This is a genomic window from Mesorhizobium sp. 43Arga (genome assembly GCF_053714255.1).
The window spans coordinates 1-23,310 of sequence record NZ_JBSKBO010000020.1; the positions used below are offsets into that span (position 1 = coordinate 1).

Annotated in this window: 29 protein-coding genes; 13 read left to right on the top strand and 16 right to left on the bottom strand. The window is 64.3% G+C overall.

Going from position 1 to position 23,310, the window contains the following annotated elements:
- Positions 1–226: 226 nt before the first annotated feature.
- Positions 227–547, bottom strand: a complete 321-nt coding sequence (locus tag ACWGS8_RS33270) for a hypothetical protein (RefSeq protein WP_019862259.1) — start codon at positions 545–547, stop codon at positions 227–229.
- Positions 548–722: 175 nt separating this feature from the next.
- On the opposite strand from ACWGS8_RS33270, the gene mbfA reads away from it, so the two are divergent.
- Positions 723–1,706: an iron exporter MbfA gene (gene mbfA / locus ACWGS8_RS33275; protein ID WP_454584903.1), complete on the top strand. Its 984-nt coding sequence runs from the start codon at positions 723–725 to the stop codon at positions 1,704–1,706.
- 243 nt (positions 1,707–1,949) lie between these two features.
- On the opposite strand, the gene ACWGS8_RS33280 is transcribed toward mbfA, so the two are convergent.
- Positions 1,950–2,294 (bottom strand): antibiotic biosynthesis monooxygenase family protein, encoded by a 345-nt coding sequence (locus tag ACWGS8_RS33280; protein WP_454584904.1) that lies wholly within the window; start codon positions 2,292–2,294, stop codon positions 1,950–1,952.
- Positions 2,291–2,623, bottom strand: a complete 333-nt coding sequence (locus ACWGS8_RS33285; RefSeq protein WP_454584905.1) for an NIPSNAP family protein — start codon at positions 2,621–2,623, stop codon at positions 2,291–2,293. The genes ACWGS8_RS33280 and ACWGS8_RS33285 overlap by 4 nt, the downstream gene beginning before the upstream one ends.
- A gap of 170 nt (positions 2,624–2,793) precedes the next feature.
- Between ACWGS8_RS33285 and ACWGS8_RS33290 the strand changes: the two genes are divergently transcribed.
- Positions 2,794–3,468: an ArsR/SmtB family transcription factor gene (locus tag ACWGS8_RS33290; RefSeq protein ID WP_454584906.1), complete on the top strand. Its 675-nt coding sequence runs from the start codon at positions 2,794–2,796 to the stop codon at positions 3,466–3,468.
- Positions 3,469–3,566: 98 nt separating this feature from the next.
- Here the strand turns inward: ACWGS8_RS33290 and ligD are convergent, their stop codons facing one another.
- From ligD to ACWGS8_RS33305, 3 genes are all read right to left on the bottom strand, one after another.
- On the bottom strand, positions 3,567–6,062 hold the full coding sequence (gene ligD / locus ACWGS8_RS33295; protein WP_454584907.1) for a DNA ligase D: 2,496 nt from the start codon (positions 6,060–6,062) through the stop codon (positions 3,567–3,569).
- A gap of 12 nt (positions 6,063–6,074) precedes the next feature.
- Complete coding sequence (gene ku / locus ACWGS8_RS33300; RefSeq protein ID WP_454584908.1) at positions 6,075–6,944, bottom strand: non-homologous end joining protein Ku; 870 nt, start codon at positions 6,942–6,944, stop codon at positions 6,075–6,077.
- A gap of 111 nt (positions 6,945–7,055) precedes the next feature.
- Entirely contained in the window at positions 7,056–7,562 is a 507-nt protein-coding gene (locus ACWGS8_RS33305) for a YciE/YciF ferroxidase family protein (protein WP_454584944.1), read from the bottom strand.
- 396 nt (positions 7,563–7,958) lie between these two features.
- Between ACWGS8_RS33305 and ACWGS8_RS33310 the strand changes: the two genes are divergently transcribed.
- Entirely contained in the window at positions 7,959–8,099 is a 141-nt protein-coding gene (locus tag ACWGS8_RS33310) for a hypothetical protein (protein WP_013892047.1), read from the top strand.
- A 179-nt stretch (positions 8,100–8,278) separates the two neighbouring features.
- Positions 8,279–8,755: a thiol-disulfide oxidoreductase DCC family protein gene (locus ACWGS8_RS33315; RefSeq protein WP_454584909.1), complete on the top strand. Its 477-nt coding sequence runs from the start codon at positions 8,279–8,281 to the stop codon at positions 8,753–8,755.
- Positions 8,756–8,833: 78 nt separating this feature from the next.
- On the opposite strand, the gene ACWGS8_RS33320 is transcribed toward ACWGS8_RS33315, so the two are convergent.
- Entirely contained in the window at positions 8,834–9,295 is a 462-nt protein-coding gene (locus ACWGS8_RS33320) for a RidA family protein (RefSeq protein ID WP_454584910.1), read from the bottom strand.
- 221 nt (positions 9,296–9,516) lie between these two features.
- Here ACWGS8_RS33320 and ACWGS8_RS33325 point away from each other — a divergent pair, with 221 nt between their 5' ends.
- Positions 9,517–9,885 (top strand): YciI family protein, encoded by a 369-nt coding sequence (locus tag ACWGS8_RS33325; protein ID WP_454584911.1) that lies wholly within the window; start codon positions 9,517–9,519, stop codon positions 9,883–9,885.
- Between the two features lie 25 nt (positions 9,886–9,910).
- Positions 9,911–11,155: an RNA polymerase sigma factor gene (locus tag ACWGS8_RS33330; RefSeq protein ID WP_454584912.1), complete on the top strand. Its 1,245-nt coding sequence runs from the start codon at positions 9,911–9,913 to the stop codon at positions 11,153–11,155.
- A 127-nt stretch (positions 11,156–11,282) separates the two neighbouring features.
- On the opposite strand, the gene ACWGS8_RS33335 is transcribed toward ACWGS8_RS33330, so the two are convergent.
- The 6 genes from ACWGS8_RS33335 to hrcA form a co-directional block, all read right to left on the bottom strand.
- A complete protein-coding gene (locus ACWGS8_RS33335) occupies positions 11,283–11,909 on the bottom strand; it encodes a glutathione S-transferase family protein (protein WP_454584913.1) in 627 nt (208 codons plus the stop codon).
- A gap of 353 nt (positions 11,910–12,262) precedes the next feature.
- Positions 12,263–13,243 carry a cysteine synthase A gene (gene cysK / locus ACWGS8_RS33340; RefSeq protein WP_095202872.1) on the bottom strand — a complete coding sequence of 327 codons (981 nt, stop codon included), beginning with the start codon at positions 13,241–13,243 and terminating at the stop codon, positions 12,263–12,265.
- A gap of 180 nt (positions 13,244–13,423) precedes the next feature.
- Positions 13,424–14,041 carry a LysE family translocator gene (locus ACWGS8_RS33345; RefSeq protein ID WP_454584914.1) on the bottom strand — a complete coding sequence of 206 codons (618 nt, stop codon included), beginning with the start codon at positions 14,039–14,041 and terminating at the stop codon, positions 13,424–13,426.
- A 111-nt stretch (positions 14,042–14,152) separates the two neighbouring features.
- The gene (locus ACWGS8_RS33350; RefSeq protein ID WP_454584915.1) at positions 14,153–15,520 is read right to left on the bottom strand and encodes a PQQ-dependent sugar dehydrogenase; all 1,368 of its coding nucleotides are present in this window, start codon (positions 15,518–15,520) and stop codon (positions 14,153–14,155) included.
- Positions 15,521–15,611: 91 nt separating this feature from the next.
- Positions 15,612–15,809 carry a hypothetical protein gene (locus ACWGS8_RS33355; RefSeq protein WP_010912574.1) on the bottom strand — a complete coding sequence of 66 codons (198 nt, stop codon included), beginning with the start codon at positions 15,807–15,809 and terminating at the stop codon, positions 15,612–15,614.
- Positions 15,810–15,848: 39 nt separating this feature from the next.
- Positions 15,849–16,931 (bottom strand): heat-inducible transcriptional repressor HrcA, encoded by a 1,083-nt coding sequence (hrcA, locus tag ACWGS8_RS33360; protein ID WP_010912575.1) that lies wholly within the window; start codon positions 16,929–16,931, stop codon positions 15,849–15,851.
- Between the two features lie 156 nt (positions 16,932–17,087).
- On the opposite strand from hrcA, the gene rph reads away from it, so the two are divergent.
- The 5 genes from rph to ACWGS8_RS33385 are packed head-to-tail and all read left to right on the top strand — an operon-like array spanning position 17,088 to position 20,395.
- Entirely contained in the window at positions 17,088–17,804 is a 717-nt protein-coding gene (gene rph, locus ACWGS8_RS33365; protein WP_032932415.1) for a ribonuclease PH, read from the top strand.
- 15 nt (positions 17,805–17,819) lie between these two features.
- Positions 17,820–18,230 (top strand): VOC family protein, encoded by a 411-nt coding sequence (locus ACWGS8_RS33370; protein ID WP_454584916.1) that lies wholly within the window; start codon positions 17,820–17,822, stop codon positions 18,228–18,230.
- Positions 18,230–18,892, top strand: a complete 663-nt coding sequence (gene rdgB / locus ACWGS8_RS33375) for an RdgB/HAM1 family non-canonical purine NTP pyrophosphatase (RefSeq protein ID WP_064985363.1) — start codon at positions 18,230–18,232, stop codon at positions 18,890–18,892. The genes ACWGS8_RS33370 and rdgB overlap by 1 nt, the downstream gene beginning before the upstream one ends.
- Positions 18,889–20,067, top strand: coding sequence for a radical SAM family heme chaperone HemW (gene hemW, locus ACWGS8_RS33380; RefSeq protein WP_454584917.1), 1,179 nt, complete (start codon positions 18,889–18,891; stop codon positions 20,065–20,067). Before rdgB ends, hemW begins: the two co-directional genes overlap by 4 nt.
- Positions 20,068–20,071: 4 nt before the next feature.
- A complete protein-coding gene (locus ACWGS8_RS33385; protein ID WP_454584918.1) occupies positions 20,072–20,395 on the top strand; it encodes a low molecular weight protein tyrosine phosphatase family protein in 324 nt (107 codons plus the stop codon).
- A 39-nt stretch (positions 20,396–20,434) separates the two neighbouring features.
- On the opposite strand, the gene ACWGS8_RS33390 is transcribed toward ACWGS8_RS33385, so the two are convergent.
- Entirely contained in the window at positions 20,435–20,623 is a 189-nt protein-coding gene (locus ACWGS8_RS33390; RefSeq protein WP_454584919.1) for a hypothetical protein, read from the bottom strand.
- A gap of 7 nt (positions 20,624–20,630) precedes the next feature.
- Positions 20,631–20,816, bottom strand: a complete 186-nt coding sequence (locus ACWGS8_RS33395; RefSeq protein ID WP_454584920.1) for a hypothetical protein — start codon at positions 20,814–20,816, stop codon at positions 20,631–20,633.
- Positions 20,817–20,981: 165 nt separating this feature from the next.
- Here ACWGS8_RS33395 and rsmI point away from each other — a divergent pair, with 165 nt between their 5' ends.
- Both rsmI and ACWGS8_RS33405 read left to right on the top strand, forming a co-directional pair.
- Positions 20,982–21,884, top strand: coding sequence for a 16S rRNA (cytidine(1402)-2'-O)-methyltransferase (rsmI, locus tag ACWGS8_RS33400; RefSeq protein WP_454584921.1), 903 nt, complete (start codon positions 20,982–20,984; stop codon positions 21,882–21,884).
- Positions 21,877–22,254: a YraN family protein gene (locus ACWGS8_RS33405; RefSeq protein WP_454584922.1), complete on the top strand. Its 378-nt coding sequence runs from the start codon at positions 21,877–21,879 to the stop codon at positions 22,252–22,254. The genes rsmI and ACWGS8_RS33405 overlap by 8 nt, the downstream gene beginning before the upstream one ends.
- 41 nt (positions 22,255–22,295) lie before the next feature.
- Here ACWGS8_RS33405 and ACWGS8_RS33410 read toward each other — a convergent pair whose 3' ends face one another.
- Positions 22,296–23,102, bottom strand: coding sequence for an undecaprenyl-diphosphate phosphatase (locus ACWGS8_RS33410; protein ID WP_454584923.1), 807 nt, complete (start codon positions 23,100–23,102; stop codon positions 22,296–22,298).
- Between the last annotated feature and the right edge of the window lie 208 nt (positions 23,103–23,310).

The following is a 23,310-nucleotide window of genomic DNA, read 5'->3' on the forward strand; positions in this document are numbered from 1 at the left end:
ATAGCTCTCAAGGCTGGAAATGGCAGTCACTCCTCAGTGGACTGCCTTCCCAAAGAATCCCTTCTCAAATCAACTTCAAGCGCAAAATCGTCATATGCGATTCCCCTGCCCTTGAGGGGGAGATGGCCGGCAGGCCAGAGGGGGGCGATGCCCCGCCGACATCTATTCTGTTCCACCTCTCGGAGCGCTTAGCCGGGGCCCCGCTGCCTGCGGCAGCTCCCCGATTCTAACCCAGCAACGTCCTTTGCCTCTTCGTCCCGCCCAGCTTGCGCCAATTGTTGAAACGATGCGTGGCGGCCGCAAAGGAGATCTTCATCTGCTGGGCGACCGAATAGCGCGATTTGCCTTCGTCGAACATGCGGTAGCAGCACTCCACCCCTTCCTCGGTCAGCTTGCCGTCGGGGGCCTTGTTGTGCGGGTTGGCGGGGTCGAATTTCTCGATCTGCTGCTCGACCAGGCCCTTCAGGCGCTGCAGATCGGCCTCGATGCTGGCGATGAGATCGAGAACGGGTTTCGGGTCGAAATGCTGGGGGTGCGGCTTCGTCATGCGGGGAATCCTCATTCTTGTCTTAGGTTCAACTATATAGGTAAATCTTCGCCAATAAGGAAGGAGCGACCCAGTTCAAGCGCTTCAACAATTCTTGAACCCGTGACTTCAGCGCGATTGACCCGGAGCACGCTAGACCCTAGTTTAGAATTATTCTAAACTAGGGTCATTCCTCATGCTTTCCCGTGTTTTCGGCTTCGGCCGCCGTCCCTTCGAATCGCTCTCCGAACAGGAGATCCTGGCGCTGGCCATTTCATCCGAGGAAGATGACGGGCGCATCTACCGCGCCTATGCCGACGGGCTGGCGGAGAGCTTTCCGCAATCGGCAAAGGTGTTCGAGGAGATGGCCGAGGAAGAGGACGGCCACCGCGACGCGCTGATCGAGCTCTTCCGCAAACGTTTCGGCGAGCGCATCCCGCTGATCCGGCGCGAACATGTAAAGGGCTATTATGAGCGCAAGCCCGACTGGCTGGTGAGGCCGCTCGGCATCGAGCATGTGCGCAGCCAGGCCGAGGCCATGGAGCGGCAGGCCTATCTGTTCTACGTCGAAGCGGCAAAGCACACGACCGATGCCTCGACGCGAAAACTCCTCGGCGACCTGGCGATAGCCGAACAGGGCCACGAGACGCTCGCCCAGCGGCTGGAGCAGAAGCATGTGCCTGGCGAGGTGAAGGATGAAGAGGCCGCCGCCGAGCAGCGCCAGTTCATCCTGACTTATGTGCAGCCGGGCCTGGCCGGCCTGATGGACGGTTCGGTGTCGACGCTGGCGCCGATCTTCGCCGCTGCCTTTGCCACGCACGACACCTGGCAGACCTTCCTGGTCGGGCTTGCCGCGTCGATCGGCGCCGGCATCTCCATGGGTTTTACCGAGGTCGCTTCCGACGACGGCAAGCTCTCGGGTCGCGGCTCGCCGATAAAACGCGGCATCACCACCGGCGTCATGACATCGGCCGGCGGTCTCGGCCACGCATTGCCCTATCTCATCCCGCATTTCTGGACGGCGACGGCCGTTGCCGCCGTGGTGGTGTTCTTCGAACTGTGGGCCATCGCCTTCGTCCAGAACCGCTACATGCAGACCCCGTTCCTGCGCGCCGCCTTCCAGGTGGTGCTGGGCGGCGCGCTGGTGTTCGCCGCAGGCGTGCTGATCGGGAATGCTTAGCTTCTTCCTTCCCCCCTTGTGGGGTGAGCAGCCGGTTCGCCGCAGGCGCATTCATCGTGCCGGTGGCACGATGAAAGGCCGGCGAACGCTGGGACGCTGCGAAGCAGCGGGACCCAGCAGGTGGATGGGCCACCCCGGCCCTTGGCAGGCTCAGGGCGTTCGAGGCTCGAAAAGTCAAGCAATTGGCTTTTCGTTCGCTGCGCGAACCGCCTCTCACCCCCGCAAGGGGAGAAGGAAGAAGCACTACCCATTCACCGCCCGGCTGTCCGCCGGCGCCTCGTCCCTTTCGGTCAGCCCATAATCCCTCACCACATGGGCGATGCGCAGTCGGTAGCCGGCAAAGATACCGCCGCGGCCTGCCTGCTGCGCCTGCCTGTGCTCTTCCGTGTTGCGCCAGGCCTTCACCGCCTCCTCGTCGCGCCAGAACGACAGCGACAGGATGCGGTTCGGATCGGCGAGGCTCTGAAAACGTTCGATCGAGATGAAGCCGTCGATGCCGTCGAGCAAGGGACGCAGATTGGCGGCGATGGCGAGATAGGCATCGCGCCGGCCCTCCGCGGGCTGCACCTCGAAGATGACGGCGATCACGGCAGCACCAGCCTGGCGTGCGGCCCGGAGACGTGTTTCAGGAACATGCGGTCCTCCTTGAGGATGAATCGCTCTCGCTTGGCGAACTCATAGTTTGCCTTGCCGGCGGGATCGGCGGCAAGCCGGGCGCGATAGGCTTCATAGGCAGCCAGGTTCTCGATGTTGTAGGCGGCGTAGGCCGTCGTCGCCGAGCCTTCATGCGGGGCATAGTAGCCGATCAGATCGGCGCCGCAGCGCGGAATGGCCTGGCCCCAGTTGCGGGCATATTCCTCGAAGGCGGCCTTGCCGAACGGGTCGATCTCATAGCGGATGAAGCAGGTGATGGTCATGGTCGTCTCCTTGGGTTGCAGCATCGACGCTTCGAGCGCGGTCGAAACGTCATACGCATTGGTGTGCTAGGCATTCCTGTCAGGAGCCGTCGTCGCTCGCATCACCGGCTCCTTGATCTGACCGGAGAATAGTGGCTATCTGACAAGAATGCTTCGATAAGGAACGAACTATGCGTGAAGGACCTGACATCGCCCGCATCGCAAGCCTGGTCGGCGACCCGGCCCGCGCCAACATGCTGAACGCCTTGATGGGCGGCACGGCACTGACGGCGAGCGAACTGGCGCTTGAGGCCGGCGTGTCGCTGCCGACCGCCTCGTCGCATCTGTCGAAACTGATGGAGGGCGGGCTGCTGACTTTGGCCAGCCAGGGCAGGCACCGCTATTACGGCCTCGCCGGCCCGCAGGTGGCGGGCATGATCGAGGCTATCACCGGTGTCGCGGAGGCTGTCGGCCCCAAGCGCGTGCGTCCGGGCCCGCGCGACGGCGCCATGCGCGTCGCTCGCGTCTGCTACGACCATCTCGCCGGCGAGCAGGCGGTGGCAATGCTCGACCGCCTGGTCGAGAAGGACATATTGCTGCGAGACGACAGGGAAATCCGGCTCGGCCCCTCGGCGTCGTCGCATTTTGCCGCCATCGGCATCGATGTCGATGCCAAACCGCGCCGCCCGGTCTGCCGCGCCTGCCTCGACTGGAGCGTGCGCCGCTCGCACCTCGCCGGCACGCTGGGCGCCGCCATCCTCGACAAGATCCTTCTGGAGAAATGGGCGCGGCGCGAAAAGGACAGCCGCGCCGTGATTTTCTCGCCGCCGGGCAAGCAAGCCTTCGAGACGGTGTTTCTGGCGTGAGGAGCCGAGGCCTGGCCCCCACACCTTCGTCATCCTAAGGGTCTGCGCTGTGTCGCTTCGCTCCTTGCTTCGCCCTAGGATGATGAAATCGAGGAGGCTTACCCCCGCTTCAGCACCTTGCCCTGCTCGAAAAACGCTTTCCACGGATCGGCTTCCGCCAGCTTCGCCAGCGTCGTCTTGTCACCGACCGGGAAAGCATTGGGCGCCAGCCCGGCCTCGATCTCGGCCCAGGTCACCGGCATCGACACGGTGGCCCCCTTCTTGGCGCGCGAGGAATAGGGCGCGACCGTCGTCGAGCCGCGGCCATTGCGCAGATAGTCGACGAAGATTTTCCCGGTGCGCGCCTTCTTCGACAGCGTCGCCGTGTAGCGGTCGGGGGCGCCCTGTTCGAGCGCCTTGGCGAAATCATGCGCGAAGGTCTTCACCGCCTCCCAATCCGCCGATGGCTTCAGCGGCACCAGCACATGGTAGCCCTTGCCGCCCGATGTCTTGACGAAGTTCGGCAGCGACAATTCGTCGAGCTTGCCCCTTATATCGAGCGCCGCCTCGCGCACCGCTTTGACATCGACGCCTTCGTCGGGGTCGAGATCGAAGATGATCTGGTCCGGCTGTTCAAGCTTGTCGATCGTGCAGCCCCAGATGTGGATCTCGACCACGCCATACTGGACGAGCGCCGCGACCCCGTCGAAATCCCGCACAAACAGGATCTCCTCGCCATCCGTCGGGTCCTTCATGCGGGCTATTTTGTCGCTCATGCCGGCCGAGGCATGTTTTTGAAAGAAGCGCGGGCCGCCGACGCCGTCCGGCGCCCGCACCAGGCTGAGCGGCCGGTTGACGACGAACTGCTCCATGCGCGGCCAGACTTGCGCGTAATGGTCGAGCAGGCCCTGCTTGGAGATTTTCTCGTCGGGCCATAGCAGCTTGTCGGGGTGGGAGAGTTTTACGCTGGTCGTCATCGTCCCGGCGCCGGTGCCGCTGGAGGCTGGCTTGGCCTTGCCTGTCGCTGCCTTGGGCTTTTCCTGCACAACGTCCTCCGCCGGCTTGTCCTCGCGCAGCCCCTGGAACGAGGCATGACGTATTATACGGTCCGATGTCCAGCTGCGGAACTCCACTTCGCCGACCAATTCCGGCTTGACCCAGACCAGCCCCTTGCCCTTCGGCACGGCCTTGTCGAAGGGCGAAGCCGTCGCCTTCAGCGCATCGAGCTTCTTCTTCAGCTCCGTCGCGCCCTTGGCGGAGAAGCCGGTGCCGACACGCCCGGCATAATGCAGTTTGCCGCCCTCGTAATAGCCGACCAGCAGTGAGCGCAGCCCGCGCCCGGTCTTGTCCGACGGCAGATAGCCGCCGATGACGAATTCCTGCCGCGCCGTGCATTTCGACTTCACCCAGGTCGGGCCGCGTCCGCTGCGATAGGGCGCATCGGCGCGTTTTGACACGACGCCCTCCAGCCCCATCCGGCAGGCATGCTCCAGCATGATCTTGCCGGGCTCGGAAAAATGGTCGGAGAAACGCACCGCCGGGTTCTCCGCCTGCTTGCCGAGCAGCTCCTGCAAGGCCTGCTTGCGCTCGACCAGCGGCTCGGCGCGCAAATCCCTGCCGCCGAGACGCATCAGGTCGAACACGTAGTAGATGAAGCGATTTGTCCGCTTCGCCGACAGATCCTGCTGCAGCAGAGCGAAGGACGAGACGCCGCTATCGGCCAACACGACGATCTCGCCATCGATGATGGCGTCGCTGCATTTCAGCGCGGCGAGCTCGGCGATGATCTCGCCGCCGAATTTCTCCGTCCAGTCGAGGCCGGTGCGGGTCAAGAGCCGCACATCGGTACCGGCGATCTGCGCCTGCATGCGATAGCCGTCGAATTTCACCTCGTGCAGCCAGTCCTTGCCCGGCGGTGCGTCCCGCTCGAGTGTCGCAAGCTGCGGCTCGATGAACTCGAGTTTCCGGCTTGCTGCCTTCGCCTTGCCGGCGGCCGGCTTGTTGGAGTGCCAGACTTCAGGCTTCTTACCCTTGGCGGTCTTGCCTTCACCGACCTCTTCGATCGTCAGGCCGGACTTCACCGATTCCGGCGCATCCTTCAAAATATCCTCGCCCGGGCGCGCCGCGGCGTCATCCGACTTGATCAGCAGCCAGTTGTCGCGCTTTTCACCCGCCCGCGGCTTCAACCGCACCAGATGCCATAGCCCATGCAATTTGTGGCCCTTGAGCTCGAAGCTGATATGGCCCTTTTTCATCGCCTTGGCCGGGTCGGTCTCGGGCACCCAAATCCCTTCGTCCCAGACGATGACCGAGCCGCCGCCATACTCGCCCTTCGGGATCGTGCCTTCGAATGGCGCATAGTCGATCGGATGGTCCTCGACATGGACGGCCAGCCGCTTCTCATGCGGATCGAGGCTGGGCCCCCGCGTCACCGCCCAGCTCCACAGCACCCCGCCATGCTCGAGGCGAAGGTCGTAATGCAGCCTGGTCGCCGCATGCTTGTGGATGACGAAGATGCCGCCCGCTTCGCTCTTCTTCGTGCGCGCGACCTTGCCCGCCGGCTCCGACGTCTTCTTGAAATCGCGCTTGGCGTGATATTGTTCGAGGCCGGCCATTGCTTGGTCTCCTCAGGCCGTTTTGCGCTTCGGCGTGGCGGCTTTCGGCTTGCCGCGTTTGGCCGCCGGCCCGGCTTTCGCGGATGATGATTTCGGCGAGCCGGAATCCGACGACAGGCTCTTCTTCAGCGCGTCGAACAGATTGACGACGTTGGAGGGTTTTGGCGCCGCCTTGGCCTTTGGCGCCTTGTGCCCGGCCTTCTTGGCCCGGATCAGCTCCAGCAGCGCGTCTTCATATTTGTCGTCGAATTTCGACGGGTCGAATTTTGCTTTCTTCTTGTCGATGATCAGCTCGGCCAGATCGGTCATTTCCTGGTCGGTCTTCACCGCCTTGATCTCGCCGAACACGCTGTCGGGCTGGCGCACCGTATTGTCGTAGCGCAGCGTCGTCAGCACCATGCCCTTGCCGAGCGGCTCGATGACGACGGGGCGTTCGCGTTGGTAGAGAACGATGCGCGCCAGCCCCGCCATTTTCTTGCCCGCCATGGCGTCGCGGATGACGGCGAACGCCTCCTCCGACACTTTGTCGGCCGGCGCGACATAGTAGGGCGTGTCGAGATAAATCTGCTGGATCGAAGCCTTGTCGACGAAACCGTCGAGGCTCATCGTGTGCGAGGATTCGATCTGCACCGCCTCGATCTCGTCTTCCTCGATATGGACGAAATCGCCGCCGTCCAGCTCATAACCCTTGATCTCGTCGCCATCGTCCAAGGGCTTGCCGGTTTCGGCGTCGACATAGATGCGCTTCACCGTATTGCCGGTCTTGCGGTTGAGAATGCGGAACGACACCCTTTCGGTATGGGTGACGACATTGGTCAACTCGACCGCGCAGGTGACCAGCGACAGCTTCAGATAGCCCTTCCAGGCTGGGCGCGGCGCCATGATAGACTCCTTGCAATGGGTTCAACCCAGAACGGGCAAAGCCCATTCCGGTTCCGACCGCGCAACAAGGCAAGGCGGCGCGTTGCCGCGCCGCCTTGCCTGCCATCTCACCTATTCGGCAGCCTGGAGATTGATCTTGCTCTCCGCCATCTCGGTGAGCTTGCGATCGGTCGCCTGCTCTTCCTTGAGGTTCTTCGCGAGTACGTTGGCGCAATCGCTGCGGCCGAGTTGCTTGGCCCATGCGATCAGCGTGCCATAGCGGGTCATTTCGTAGTGCTCGACGGCTTGCGCGGAGGCGATCAGGGCGGCATCCAGGACCTGCTTGTCGGCGATGTCGCCGCTCACCTCGTCAGCTTCCTCGAGAATGCCATCGATGGCCGGGCAGTCGATCGCCTTGGCCTTGACGCCATGCAACTCGAACACCTCTTCGACGCGTTCGATATGGCCCTTGGTCTGTTCAAGATGCTTTTCGAAGCCTGCTTTGAGCTGCGCGTCGGTGGCCTTGTCGATCATCTTCGGCAATGCCTTCTCGATCTGCTTTTCCGCGTAATAGATGTCGCGCAACGTGTGCACGAACAGGTCGTCCAGCGTTTTGATGTCCTTCGAAAAGAAGCCCATGGTTCTAGCCTTTCCATTGCTCTTGCGGTGTCGGTGTACGTGCCTGCGGCTTGCAGGCAATCGCGGGCCGGCCACGCCGGTCCCAACGGTCAACGTCTGCCCCATGTGCCGGTTCCTTCCTTTCCTGCTGAGCAAGGAAATTCCAAAGGCCAGGCGGAAGTTGAAACAGAACCGCGCGCGGGCGACATTGAAACGAAACATATGTGATGCAAAAGTCACACAGGCCGGAATGGCGACAAAAGGCGCGGAAACACCCCGAATCAGCCGCATTCCGGCCACGAAGCAACGAGTTTTCGACCAGATATTAACATCGTGTTCACCGACTATTCACGCCTCGATGCTATCCTTCGCGCAATTCGGAAGGGACATCCGAAAATCGGGACAGGGACAGGGTAAATGAACTTCCTCACGCACCTCATCGGCTACGCCGCCGCTATCCGCGAATTCGTCGCGCCGACCTATCGGCCGGAGCGCTATTACATGCGCGGCCCCGGTCCGGCTTGCGCCCGTCGCGGCACGTCGCTGGGCGCGCACTGACCATGACCTTCGAGAGCCGTCACAACAGCCGCATCTGCAGGCCGGGCGCCACGACCCGCGCCACCACCTATCGTTCCGAGCGCCCGGCTCTAAGCGACAGGCGTCGTGCGACACCGCCACGTCTTTGACATTGCCCCCGGCTGGCCTAGTGTCCCAGGACACGAGCAGCCGAGGCCCGCGTGACCGACCTTCCTCAGTCCAGTCCGCCCCAATCACGTCTGGCCAAGTCCAGTCCTCCCGCTGAACCATCTTTCGATGCCAGCCATCCGCTGGTCGTCTTCGATGGCGTCTGCGTGCTGTGTTCCGGCTTCGTGCGCATGGTGGTCAGGCTCGACCGCCAAAGCCGCTTCCGCTTCGCCACCGCGCAATCGCCTTTTGGCGAAGCGCTGTTCAGGAAGCATGGGCTGCGCACGGACGTCTACGAAACCAATCTCGTCCTCGTGGACGGGCTTGCGTTCACGAAGCTCGACAGTTTGGTCGCCGTCATGTCGGAGCTCGGCTGGCCATGGCGGGCTGCGAATGCGCTGTTGCTGCTGCCGCGCCCGCTGCGCGACCGGCTCTATGCCAGCATCGCCAGGAATCGCTACGCGCTGTTCGGCAGGAAGGACAGCTGCGGCATCCCGTCGGCCGAGCTGCGCGGGCGCCTGGTTGGCTAATGCATGTCGGATCGTGCGCTATCGCGGCTGGCTCCAGCCGAAAGGCCGATCAGTCCAGGCAGCACGACACGGCTCGGTTCAATCCGGCAGGGCCGCGATCGCGACAATTTCAATGACGATGTCGGCTTGAGCGAGCGCGGCAACGCCGATCACCTCCGAGGGCGGCGGGTTGTTGTAGCTGCAGTGCTTCGGGCAATGCTCGGCAAAGAACGCGTCCAGAACGTCCAGGCGAAAATTGGGGGAGCTGAGAACGCCGCCGTCGGGAAATGGTCCTCTGACAAAGAAGGTCAGTTTGACGAGGTGTTCAAGCGCGCTGCCCAGATCCTCCAGATCGGATTTGATGTTGCCCAGAACTTCGAGCCACTGCGCCGCCGCATCGCCGGCGAAACGGCCACCCTGCTTGCCGGCCGGATCGTAGTCGGCGGCGGTCGCGGTGTTTCCACAAAGGTAGACAAATCCCTTCGCTCCGGAGACAACTGTGCCCTTGCCCCACGGCATCAACCGGCCGCTTTTGAATTTCTTGTGGGTCACGAGTTCCATTGCTCATCTCCCATCTCTGGCGTGACGTGCCTGGGTCACAAAGGATAGCGCAGCGAGGCATCGTTGCCAGCGCCGCCTCCCGCTTGGCGAAACCTGGTCTTGCGAAACCGCGTGACGAAGCCGAAACTTTTTTCTTGGCGCCCTGTCGAAATCGGTCGACGCCGCGCGACATACGTCTGGCCCCGCAAGGACGCGGCCTTCGAAACCACGGGAGAAGACCCATGCGATACATGCTGATGATCAACAACGACGAATCCGCACTGGCGGCCATGCCGATCGAGAAGACCCAGCAGATGAGCGCGGCCTATGGCGCCTATACCGAGGCGTTGAAGAAATCCGGCGCCTGGCTGGCCGGCGAACGGCTGCGCCCGACCCAGGCGACCACTTCGGTGCGGATCGCCGACGGCAAGACCAACGTGATCGACGGCCCCTATGCCGACACCAAGGAGCAGCTTGCCGGCTTCTACATGATCGAAGCGGCCGACATCGACACCGCCATCGAATGGGCGGCGCGTTGTCCGGCGGCCAGCACCGGCACGGTCGAGTTGCGGCCGATCTGGGAATTGGCCGACTACATGCCCCAGAAATGACGACGTGCCAAGAAATGACCATGTGATGGACAGTCGCCCGGAGATCGCCCGGGCGGCCGCCGAGGCCGCCGCCCGGCAGAGCTATGGCAAGCTGGTCGCCTGGCTCGCGGCGCGCACCCGCGACGTGACCGCGGCCGAGGATGCGCTGGCCGACGCCTTTGCCGCCGCGCTCGAGCGCTGGCCGAAATCAGGCGTGCCTGAAAAGCCGGAAGCCTGGCTGCTGGCCGTGGCGAGGCGGCGGCGGGTCGATGCGGTCCGCCGGCGGCTCACCCGGGAGGCGGCCCGCGATCATCTCAAGCTGATCGCCGAGGAGATGGAGGCGCGAATGACCGACGAAGAGCTGCCCGACGAACGGCTGCGGCTGATGTTCGCTTGCGCGCATCCGGCGATCGAGCCGGGCGTGCGGGCGCCGCTGATCCTGCAGACCGTGCTGGGCTTCGATGCCGCGACGATCGCTTCCGCGTTCCTGGTCTCGCCGGCAACGATGGGCCAGCGCCTGGTGCGCGCAAAGACACGCATCCGCGAAACCGGCATTCCGTTCCGTGTGCCGGAGCGGGCCGAACTCGGCGAACGGCTGGGCGCGGTGCTCGAGGCGATCTACGCCGCCTTCGCCGAAGGCTGGTCCGATCCGGCTGGCACCGAAACGCAGCGCCGCAACCTCGCCACCGAAGGCATCTGGCTCGGCCGTCTGGTGGCGACGCTGATGCCGCAAGAGCCGGAAGCGCTTGGCCTGCTTGCCCTGATGCTGTTTGCCGAGGCGCGCCGCGCCGCCCGGCGCAGTGCCGAAGGCGACTTCGTGCCGCTGGCCGAACAGGATTGCGACCTGTGGGACCGCGCGCTCATCGACGAGGCGGAAGCGCTTCTGTCCCATGCCGCGATGAGCGGCGTCGTCGGCCGCTACCAGCTCGAGGCGGCCGTCCAGTCCGCCCACGCGGCGCGGCGGCTGACCGGCCGCACCGACTGGCCGGCGATCCGCGCGCTCTACGACGCGCTGTTTTCGATCGCCGGATCGCCGGTGGTGGCGATCAACCGCGCCGTGGCGCTCGCCGAGACGGAAGGCGCCGTGGCGGGGCTGGCGGCGCTTTACGTGCTGGGCGACGACAAGCGGCTCAATGAGTATCAGCCCTATTGGGCGGCGCGGGCCGGTCTCCTGGCCAGGCTTGGCCAGGTGCCGCAGGCGACCGAGGCCTATGACCGGGCAATCGGCCTCGAACGCGACCCGGCGGTGCGCCGGTTCCTGCAAGGTAAAAGCGCAGCGCTGCGAAACTGACCTTCAGAGCGTTTCACCGTTTCATGGAACGGCGAACCGCTCCAACTCTTTGTTTTGACGCAATTCCCAAGGGAAAGCGCTACGCGCTTTTCCGGGGAAAACCGCTCATACTTTTCCTGGAATTGCTCTAGCTCGGCCACATCTCATGCGATGTGTTGAGCGTCTTCAGCAGCGGATGGCCGCGCAGCCTGGCCCAGAGACGTTCAATATCAGGCCATGCCGCCCGCGCCGTGTCGATGTCGGGATGCCAGGCCACCAGCATGACGAGATAGATGTCGGCCAGCGACATCTGCTCTCCAACCAGCCAGTCACGACCCTTCAGTGCGGCATCGAGGACGGCGAAGCCACGGTCCATCTCGGCGACTGCCGCCTGCTTGACGGCTTTGGTGCCGTCGGCGTCGGCCGTGTAGCGATGGGCGTAGTAGAACCGCAGCACCGCCGGGTAGAGCACCGACGACATGAAGGCCATCCAGCGCAGGAAATCGGCGCGGGCAGGCGCACCGACCGCCGGCGCCAGGCGGGCCTCGGGATGGCGCTCGGCGAGCAGGATGCAGATCGCCGCCGATTCGGTCATCGAGCTTCCGTCCGGCAAGGTCAGCACCGGCACCTGGTTCAGCGGGCTGATGTCGAGGAAGGCCGGATCGGGCCGGTCGGATTTCGGCACGTCGACCTGTTCGAACGGCGCGTTGGCCAGCGCCAGCGCCGCCTCGACGACAAAGCCGCCGCTGCCAAGACGGGTATAGAGCTTGTACATGAAATTCTCCCCTGGCCCGCGCAAAGCGGACCGGGCGATATGACCCGGAAGCAGGGTTCTGCTCAAGCCGGGTCACAGGCGCCACGGGAGGATTTTTCAACGGGCCAGCAAAGACAGCGACGCGCGCAGACCCCTGGAGCTGCTCCGCAGCCCAAGGAATCCATGCCGTGACGTCTCCACGTCACGACGTTGCAAATATTGTCTCGAAGGACGGCAGCTCCGCTAATTTCGACAAGCAGCGACAGAAGGCAGGCATTCTGGACCGTGGCACTCTTCGTTTGATGTCACGGAACGGATCCCAGGGTCTGCGCGACGGAGCTTCGCCCCTGCTTCAACCTGGGATGACGAAGGTGTTAAGCCCCCAGCCCCTCGAACAGGATCGTCGACAGGTAGCGTTCGGCGAAATCGGGAATGACCACGACCAGGGTCTTGCCCTTGTTCTCCGGCCGCGAGCCGACGACGATTGCCGCCTGCAGCGCCGCACCCGACGAGATGCCGACCGGCACGCCTTCGAGGCGGGCGACGAGGCGGGCATTGGCGACGGAATCCTCGTTGGAAACCTTGACGATCTCGTCATAGATCGTGGTGTCGAGGATCTTTGGCGCGAAGCCGGCGCCGATACCCTGGATCTTGTGCGGGCCGGGCTGGCCGCCCGACAGCACCGGGGAGGCTTCCGGCTCGACGGCAACGACATGCAGCGAAGGCTTGAGTTTCTTCAGCACCTGGCCGACGCCGGTGATGGTGCCGCCCGTGCCGATGCCGGCGACGAAGATGTCGACTTCGCCCTGCGTGTCATTCCAGATCTCCTGCGCGGTCGTCTTGCGGTGGATTTCCGGATTGGCCGGGTTTTCGAACTGCTGCGGGATGACGGCGTTGGGGATCGTCGCGGCCAGCTCGTCGGCCTTGGCGATGGCGCCCTTCATGCCTTTGGGACCTTCGGTCAGCACCAGTTCGGCGCCGAGCAGCGCCAGCATTTTGCGGCGCTCGACCGACATCGTCTCCGGCATGGTCAGGATCAGCTTGTAGCCCTTGGCGGCGGCGGCGAACGCCAACGCGATGCCGGTATTGCCCGAGGTCGGTTCGATCAGCGTCGTCTTGCCGGGCGCAATCTTGCCGGCCGCTTCCAGCGCCTCGATCATCGCCACGCCGATGCGGTCCTTGACCGAGGCGATCGGGTTGAAGAATTCGAGCTTGGCGACCAGATTGGCGACAACGCCCTTCTCCTTGGCGAATTTGTCGAGCCGGACCAGGGGCGTGTCGCCGATCGTGTCGGTGATGGAACTGTAGATGCGGCCGCGGCCGGGGACGCGGGCGGAGGTGACGGGCTTGTTCATTGGTTTCGCTCCCAGGATTTCAGGCAAGTGGCATTGCAGCCGGCAAGATAGGGCTTTCAGCCGCGCAACATAAGCTGTCGGCCGGAAATATCCGAGTGGGGCCTGTGTCTAAAACGCCCCTGTCCTGGAAAAGCATTTCACGGGGAAGCCTGCCCCCGGAATGTTTTGGCTGAAAGCGCGCTACTGACGGGCCGCGATCGCTGCCGCGGCGCCCACCATGAAGCCGGCGGCGGTGCGGTTCAGCAGCTTCAGCGCGCGCGGCGATTTCAGGAACCAGCGCGCCTTGGCGGCGAGCGCCAGGTAGGGAACCAGCACGACGAACAGCACGACCACCGTCAGCGCGGCGAGAATGCTATAATCGGCCAGCGTGATCGTCTTCAGTTCGACGATGGTCGGCGTTATCGCCAGGTAGAAGATCATCGTCTTCGGATTGCCGAGCGTGACGGTGAGGCCGGCGACAAAGCTCGACGCCAGTCCGCCCTTGCCCTTCCTGGCTTCGACCGTCTCGGGCGCGATGCCGGCGGTCCAGAAGCGCCAGCCCAGGAATGCCAGATAGGCGACGCCAGCCCATTTGATGGCGAGGAACACCATGCCGAAGGTCTGCGCGACAAAGGCGAGGCCGAGCACCACGGCGGTCAGATAAATGAGGTCGCCCAGCATCAGGCCGAAGGACATGGCCAGCGACGAGCGAAAGCCGGAGCCGAGCGCCCGCGCGACAAGCGCGGTGACGCCGGGGCCGGGAATGGCGGCGGCGATGCCGAGGGCGGCACTGTAGGCGAGGAAGCCGGTGAGGGTCATGGCGAGTGGTCCTGGATCAGGCGGCCTTGTCGCACGGAACGGACCAGGATTGAATTCCCTGGCGGTCGGATTCTATTGCACCAGATACCGCGCCATCCGAAGTAAGATCCCTCAGGACCGGCCGCCGTCATAGGTCACGCGCCAGATCGTGCCGTTGCCATCCTCGGTGACGATCAGCGCGCCATCTTGAGCCACCGCCACGCCGACGGGCCGGCCCCAGACCTCGCCGTTGGAAACGACGAAGCCGGTCATGAAGTCCTCATATTCGCCGGTCGGCTTGCCATCCTTGAACAGCAGGCGGACAATCTTGTAGCCGGTCCGGTTGCCGCGGTTCCACGAACCGTGCAGGGCGACAAAGGCGTCGCCCCGGTATTCCTTGGGAAAACCGCTGTCGGCGGGCAGGTCCCTGCCGGTGTAGAAGGCGATGTTGAGTGGCGCGGAATGCGCCTGCATCAGCACGTCGGGAACGGTTGCCTTGCCGGCGAGATCGGGGCGCGCGCCCTTGTGGCGCGGGTCCTCGTGGTTGCCGATATAGTACCAGGGCCAGCCATAATACGCGCCGTCCTTGACCGAGGTGGCGTATTCGAACGGCACATTGTCGCCGAGCGCGTCCCGCTCGTTGACGACGCACCACAGCGCGCCGGTCGCCGGCTGGACGGTCATGCCCGAGCAGTTGCGCAGGCCGGTGGCGACGATGCGGCCGTTCTTGCCGTCCGGATCGAAGGCCTGGACGTCGGCGCGCCCCTCTTCGGAACCCCAGGTCGCGCCCAGCGGCCGCGATTTCACCCATGCTTCAAGGCCGCCATCCGGCGCCTTGCCCATATCCTCGGCGACGTTCGAGCCTGAGCCGACCGACAGATAAAGCGTCTTGCCGTCAGGCGAAAAGACGATGTCGCGGGTCCAGTGATGGTTCGCCGGAATGTTGGCGACGATGATTTCCGGCTCGTCGGATGCCTTCAGCTCGCCATTGCGGTAGGCGAAGCGCACGATGCTGTCGCTGTTGGCGACATAGACCCATTGCGGGTTGTCTCCCGGCGGATAGAAGGCAATGCCGTAGGGCTGGTTGAGATTGCCGGCGAAAATGCCGTCCTCGGCGGGCTTGGCGCTGTCCTTGGCCAGACGATAGACGCGGACCTGGTTGGCTTCGCTGTCGGCGACGAACAGGTCGCCATTGGGCGCGACGCGCACGACGCGCGGATTGTCGATGCCGGATGCGATCAGCTCGGCCGAAAAACCTGGCGGCAGTTGCGGCTTTGCGCCCGCCGGTATGTCGGCAAGGCCGGCGCCGTTCGACACCGACTTGGTGACATAGGGCTTCGGCAGGTCGTCCGGCTTGATCAGGCGACGCATACCCGGTCTGTCGGCACGCCAGTCGCCGAAGGCGGCAGCGCCCTTCAGCACCGGCTGATCCGCCTGCTGGGCGAACGCCGCGCTCGCGAGAAAGAGGGCGGGGATCACCAGTCCGGCCAATCGGATCATTTTTTCCTCCATTTCGCCGCGAAGGAACCAACGGCCGGTTTGTCGCCGGGTTCCGCCTCACACAACGAGTTGAGGGAAGCGGTTTCCCCGTTTATGTCCCGGCAGCGTAAAAATCGTCGTCGAGGCGTTTCTCCAGCGCGACGAGATCGGCCGGCAGCGGCAGGCCCATGGCGCGCATTTCCCGCAGTTTTTCGCGCAATTGTTCCTGGATTTCGTGCTGGTCTTCCGGCTGGTTGACCATCTCCTCGAGCAGCAGGCTGATCCGGGCCTTGAGTTCTTCGAGCGCCATTCTTTTTCTCCCTCCTGCCGTCTCTTGCCGTCCGGGGCGCTACCTTAACATGCGCGATATCAGCTGCGCGGTATAATCGACCATCGGCACGATGCGGGCGTAGTTCAGCCGGGTCGGGCCGATGACGCCAAGCGCGCCGACGACGCGGGCATCCTTGTCGCGATAGGGCGCGACCACCAGCGACGAGCCCGACAGCGAAAACAGCTTGTTCTCCGAACCGATGAAGATGCGCACGCCCGATCCCTGCTCGGCGAGGTCAAGCAGCTGGATCAGCCCGTCCTGCGTCTCCATGTCCTCGAACAGATGGCGCAGCAATTCGATGTCGGCCTGGGCGGTGACGTTTTCGAGTAGATTGGCGCGGCCGCGCACGATGAGCCGTGCCGGCAGGCCGCTTTCCGCGCCCGCCCACACCGCCAGCCCCTTCTCGACGAGGTCCTGCGACAGCGTGTCGAGGGCCGCTCTCGTCTCTTCCTTGATGCGGGCGATCTCGGTGCGCGCCTCGGCCAGCGTACGGCCGCGAATATGGGCGTTGAGGAAATTCGAGGCCTCGTGCAGCTGCGAGACGGTGATGCCCGCGGGCAGCTCGACGACACGGTTCTCGACGTCGCCATTCTGCGACACCAGCACGGCAAGCGCCTTGGTCGGCTCGAGCTGGATGAATTCGATATGCTTCAGCGCCACCTCGTTCTTGGCGGCCAGCACCAGGCCGGCGCCACGCGACATGCCCGACAGCATCTGGCTGGCCTCGGTCAGCATGTGCTCCAGCGTCGCGCCCGAGCCGGAAGCCCGCACCTGCGCCTCGATGGTGCGGCGCTCCTCGTCGGAGAGGTCGCCAAGCTCCATGAAGGCATCGACGAAGAAGCGCAGGCCCGCCTGCGTCGGCAGCCGGCCGGCCGAGATATGCGGCGCATAGATCAGCCCGAGATGCTCGAGGTCGCTCATCACGTTGCGGATGGTGGCCGGCGACAGCGAGGAAGGCAGGATGCGCGACAGGCTGCGCGAGCCCACGGGCTCGCCGTCCCTGAGATAGGAATCGACGATGCGCCGGAAGATGTCGCGTGAGCGCATGTCGAGTGATTGAAGTGCAAGCGGCTGCGAACCCGGATCGATTGCCTTGGTCATTCGGCCAAAACCTCCTTGTTCAGGATATAGACTTCGGCACGGTGGGCGCAACCCGGTCTCTGTATCGGATGGCCCGGTCCGTTTTCCTTTGCGCGCTGCCCCCCATGCGGCTAAAAGCCGGCCACGATTCCGAAAAATGACTGGAAAGAAGCCTGAATGCGCCCCTCCAAACGCCAATTCGACGAAATGCGCGCCATCTCCTTCGAGCGCGGCGTCTCCAAGCACGCCGAAGGCTCGTGCCTGGTGAAGTTCGGCGACACCCATGTCCTGTGCACGGCGAGCCTCGAGGAGAAGGTGCCGGGCTGGATGCGCAATTCCGGCAAGGGCTGGGTGACGGCCGAATATGGCATGCTGCCGCGCTCGACCGGCGAACGCATGCGCCGCGAGGCCTCCGCCGGCAAGCAGGGCGGCCGCACGCTGGAAATCCAGCGCCTGATCGGCCGCTCCTTGCGCGCCGTCGTCGATTTGCAGGCGCTGGGCGAACAGCAGATCACCGTCGACTGCGACGTCATCCAGGCCGATGGCGGCACCCGCACCGCCTCGATCACCGGCGGCTGGGTGGCGCTGTATGATTGCCTGCGCTGGATGGAAGCCCGCCAGATGGCCAGCGTCGCCAAGGTGCTGAAGGACCATGTCGCGGCGATTTCCTGCGGCATCCATGACGGCCAGCCCGTCATCGACCTCGATTATCTCGAGGATTCCGCGGCAGGCACCGACGCCAATTTCGTCATGACCGGCAAGGGCGGCATCGTCGAGATCCAGGGCACCGCCGAGGGCGAGCCGTTCTCGGAGGACCAGTTCGCCGAGTTGATGGGCCTGGCCAAGAAAGGCATCCAGCGTCTGGTCAGCCTGCAGCAAATGGCGGTGGCGTAAGCCATCGATTTTCTGGTGACCCCTTCCGCCATCCTTGAATCAGCCCTCTACGTCACCGATCTGGCGGTAGCGGAGGAATTCTATGTCGGCGTGCTCGGCCTCGACCTGCTCGGCAAGGTCGACGGCAGGCATCTTTTCTTTCGCTGCGGGCCGGGCGTGCTGCTGGTCTTCAACGCCGAAGCGACCAAAATACCGCCGGCGCCGGACGCCCGGCTGCCGGTGCCGCCGCATGGCGCGGTCGGCGAAGGTCATCTCTGCTTTGCGGCCAGCGCGGATGAAATCGTCGCCTGGAAGGCGCATCTGGAAGCGAAGAAGATCGCCATCGAAAGCGAATTCGAATGGCCGCAGGGCGGCCGTTCGCTCTATATACGCGACCCCTCGGGCAATTCGATCGAGTTCGCCGAGCCGAGAATCTGGGGCCTTTGATGCATACACTTGATGGCAAGAAGATCGTTGTCGCCAGCCACAATGCCGGCAAGCTGCGCGAATTCGCCGATCTGATGGGGCCGTTCGGCTTCGAGGCGAAGTCGGCCAAGGACTATGGCCTGCCTGAGCCTGACGAGACCGGCACCACCTTCGAGGAAAACGCCTACATCAAGGCGCTGGCCGCCGCGAAGGCGACCGGGCTGCCGGCGCTGTCGGACGATTCCGGCCTGTGCGTCGACGCGCTCGACGGCGCGCCCGGCGTCTACACCGCCAACTGGGCCGAAACCCCTGACGGTAGCAGAGATTTCGCCATGGCCATGCAGCGCACCGAAGTGGCGCTGCAGGAGGTCGGCGCCGCCTCGGCCGAACAGCGCAAGGGCCGCTTCGTCGCCGTCATTTGTCTCGCCTTTCCCGACGGCGAGGCGGAATATTATCGCGGCGAGGCCGAAGGCACGCTGGTCTGGCCGCCGCGTGGCGAGCTCGGCTTCGGATACGATCCGGTGTTTTTGCCCAATGGTTTCGACAAGACGTTTGGCGAGATGAGCGCTGAGGAAAAGCACGGCTGGAAACCCGGCCAGGCCGCGGCGCTCTCACATCGCGCCCGCGCTTTCCAGAAATTCGCCCAGGCACGGTTGGATCTGCCGAGATTGGGCTCGGCATGACTGGACCCGGCATGACCATGCCGCTCGACCGCAGCCCCGGCTTCGGCGTCTACATCCATTGGCCGTTCTGCGCGGCCAAATGCCCCTATTGCGACTTCAACAGCCATGTCCGCCACCAGCCTGTCGACCAGGAGCGCTTCGCCGCCGCCTTTGAGGCGGAACTGGCGACGATGCGTGAGCGTACCGGGCCGCGCGAGGTGACCAGCATTTTCCTCGGCGGCGGGACGCCGTCGCTGATGAAGCCGGAAACCGTGGCCAGGGTCCTGGACGCGGTGGCCAAGAACTGGACGGTGCCTGACGGCATCGAAGTGACGCTGGAGGCCAACCCGTCCTCGGTCGAGGCCGAACGCTTTCGCGGCTATCGCACGGCCGGCGTCAACCGCGTCTCGCTCGGCGTGCAGGCGCTGAACGACAAGGATTTGCGCTTCCTCGGCCGGCTGCACAATGTCGACGAGGCGCTGCACGCCATCGGGCTCGCGCGCGAAATCTTTCCGCGCCTGTCCTTCGACCTGATCTACGCCCGGCCCGGCCAGACGCCGGAGGCCTGGGCATCCGAGCTCGAACAGGCGATTGGTCACGCCGCCGACCATCTGTCGCTCTACCAGCTGACCATCGAGGAGGGCACGCCCTTCCACGCCCTGCATGCGGCGAAGAAATTCATCATTCCCGACAATGACCACGCCGCCGACCTCTATGCGTTGACGCAGGAGATTACGTCCGCGCATGGCCTGCCGGCCTATGAGATTTCCAACCACGCCCGACCGGGCGCGGAAAGCCGGCACAATCTGACTTATTGGCGCTATGGCGAATATGTCGGCGTCGGCCCCGGCGCGCATGGCCGCTTCGTCGAGAGCGGCCACCGTACGGTGACCATCGCCGAGCGGATGCCGGAGACCTGGGCCAACCTGGTCGAGGCCAGGGGCCACGGCGTCACCGGCGGCGAGATCCTGACGCGCTCGGAGGAGGCCGACGAATTCCTGCTGATGGGGCTGAGGCTGGCCGAAGGCATCGACCTCTCGCGCTACGAGGCGTTTTCCGGCCGCGGCCTGTCGACGGCCCGGCTATCGGTGCTGCAGGGCGAGGGCCTGGTGGCGCCGATCGGCAACGCACGCCTGCGCGCCACGCCGGCCGGCATGATTGTTCTCGACGCCGTGGTGGCGGATCTGGCGCGCTAATCCTTTGAAAAACGTTCTCTTCGTCTGCAGCCAGAACCGCCTGCGCAGCCCGACCGCCGAGCAGGTGTTTTCAACGCGCAGGGATATCGAAGTTGCGTCGGCCGGCACCAATCATGATGCCGATACGCCGCTGACGCATGAGTTGGTCGCCTGGGCCGACATCATCTTCGTCATGGAAAAGGTGCATCGCACCAAGCTGCAGAAGAAATTCAAGGCCAGCCTGAAGAAGGCCCGGGTCATCTGCCTCGATATACCGGATAATTATGAATTCATGGATCTCGAGCTGATCGACCTTCTGAAGGCGCGCGTTTCACGCCATCTGATGTGAACCAGACGAAGGCAGAACGGTCTCGGCCAGTCGCGGTCGTCAGGCGTCGTGCTTGAAACGGCGCTTGCCGCGATCCTTCTCGGCATGCGCTTCTCCGGTGCGGGCCGGTTTGGCGTCGGCCTTTTCGCGGCGAACGCTGTGCTGGTCGTTCATCGGATGTGGTGGCACGCCTTCCCTGGCGGTTTTCGTTTCAAGACGGGTGATGAAGATATCGAAGCGATTGGGCATCGTTCGGTCAGTGCTCCGTCATGCTGTCTGGTTCGTTGTCGGAAAGCCTGACATCCGTCGGCAAGGCGGTTGTCGCCCGCTCGGTCAGGCTGGTGTCGGTCTTGGCAGGCAGGCGCTTGTCCCTGGCGGCGGCAACGCGCTTGCGGCCGGCATAGTAAGGCTCGAAAGCGTCCTGTATCTTCAGGCTGTCCATCCTGTCCTCCTCCGGAATCAGGGGCTTAATCTGCCAATGCCGGTTTGGTTCCCCACTGTGGCAAAGGAATGGCGATTGCCTTACATCGGCGTGAGCTTTTGCAAGGCCGCGCCAGCCATGCCAAACAAGATTTGGACCAAACAGGGCTGAACGGAGACGGCATCAGTGACCGATGATACGGGAAGACGCAGCTATGTGGTCGGGCAGACCGAAATCCCCGCCCGTCCGCTCGAGCCGGCGCTCTATCTGGTGGCGACCCCGATCGGCAATCTCGCCGACATTACGCTGCGCGCGCTGGAGACGCTGGCCGCCGCCGACATCGTCGCCTGCGAGGACACCAGGGTGTCGCGCGTGCTGCTCGACCGCTACGGCATCCGCCGCCGCACCACGGCCTATCACGAGCACAATGCCGGCGAGGCCGGGCCGAAGCTGATCGCAGCACTTCAGGCCGGCCAGAGCGTGGCGCTGATTTCCGATGCCGGCACGCCGCTGGTCTCCGATCCCGGCTACCGGCTGGTCGGCGTGGCGATCGACCACGGCATTCGCGTCGTGCCGATCCCTGGGCCGTCGGCACCGCTGGCCGCGCTCACCGCGTCCGGCCTGCCGTCCGACGCCTTCCTGTTCGCCGGATTTTTGCCGGTCAAATCAGGGCAGCGGCTGACGCGGCTGGAAGCCCTGAAAGCCGTGCCGGCGACGCTGATCTTCTTTGAATCGCCGCGCCGGCTGGCCGAATCGCTCGGCGCCATGGTCGAGGCGCTCGGCGGCGAGCGCAAAGCCGCCATCGGCCGCGAATTGACCAAGACCTTCGAGGAAATGCGCACCGGCACGCTGCAGGCGCTGGCCGACCATTATGCGGCGGCCGACACGCCGAAGGGCGAGATCGTCGTCTGCGTCGGCCCCGCCGAGGCCAGGGCGGACGAGCCCGCCGATATCGACCGCCTGCTGTTGTCGCTCGCCACCGAAATGCCGGCCTCCAAGGCGGCGGCGGAGGCCGCCAAAATGACCGGCGGCCAGAAGCAGGCGCTCTACCGGCGGCTGCTGGAACTCAGGGAAAGCGACGGTGGCTGAGCGCCCGAGCGCCAGCCGCCAGAGGGCCTATCGGCGCGGCCATCGCGGCGAATGGCTGGCGGCCGCCGCGCTGATGCTGAAGGGATATCGGATTCTGGCGCGCCGACATCGCACCCGCTTCGGCGAGATCGACCTGATCGCGCGGCGTGGCGACCTGGTGCTGTTCGTCGAGGTCAAGGCGCGGCGCACACTGATGGAAGCCATGGAAGCGATCGGTCGCGAATCGGAGCGCCGCATAGAGGCTGCCGCCGACATCTGGCTCTCGCGGCAGGCGGATTTTGGCAGGCTGTCGATGCGTTTCGACATGGTCGCGGTGCTGCCGTGGCGCTGGCCGGTGCATGTCGAGAACGCGTTTTATGGACGGAGCTAAGGGGCCACTGAGGGCGTTGCTCGCCCTTCGCGGATCACTCCTCATCCCCAGATCATCAGCGCCACCAGCCCGACAATGCCGACCACCAGCCGCCACCAGCCGAACAGCGAATAGCCGTTGCGCGAGACGTAATCGAGCAGGTAGCGCACCACGAACAGCGCGGTGACGAAGGCGGCGACGAAGCCGATGGCGATGATCGGCAGGTCGGCCGAGGTCAGCACGTTGCGGTTCTTGAACAGGTCGAAGGCGAAGGCGCCGACCATGGTCGGGATCGCCAGGAAGAACGAGAATTCCGCCGCCGCCCGCTTGTCGACGCCCAGAAGCAGCGCGCCGACGATGGTCGAACCCGAGCGCGAGGTGCCGGGGATCAGCGACAGGCACTGGAACAGGCCGATCTGCAGGTAAAGCCTGGTCGGAAAGCGCTCGACGTCGCGATAGACCGGCTTCAGGTTCATGCGGTCGACCACCAGCAGCACGACACCGCCGATGATCAGCATGATGCAGATCAGCCTTGGCGATTCGAACAGCACCGTCTTGATGAAATCATGCGCCAGCGCGCCGATGATCGCCGCCGGCAGGAAGGCGATCAGGATGCCGATGACGAAATGCCGCGTCAGCCGGTCATGCGGCAGGTCGAGCAGCATCTGCCACAGGCGGCGGAAATAGACGCTCAAAATCGCCAGGATGGCGCCGAGCTGGATGAGGATCTCGAAGGCCTTGCCGGTCGAATTGAAGCCGAGGAAATGCCCGGCGAGCAGGATGTGGCCGGTCGAGGACACCGGTATGAACTCGGTCAGGCCCTCCAGCAGGCCGAGCAGCAGGGCTTCGACGATGGTCTGGCTTTCCATGGCTACCTCGGCTTTGCGCGACGGCTAACTGAACGGCTTGCTTGTCATGGCGTTGAAGTCCCCCTATAGGTCGCAACACCCTGACGGCCCGCTAACCGGGCGGCCAAGACTTACCGGTGCGCCCGGCGATTCGCCAGTGTGGCAATCCGGAATTCGCCACACCTGGGAGGAGCGCGATGCGCGAATTCCGGATTCTGAGCCACACTGC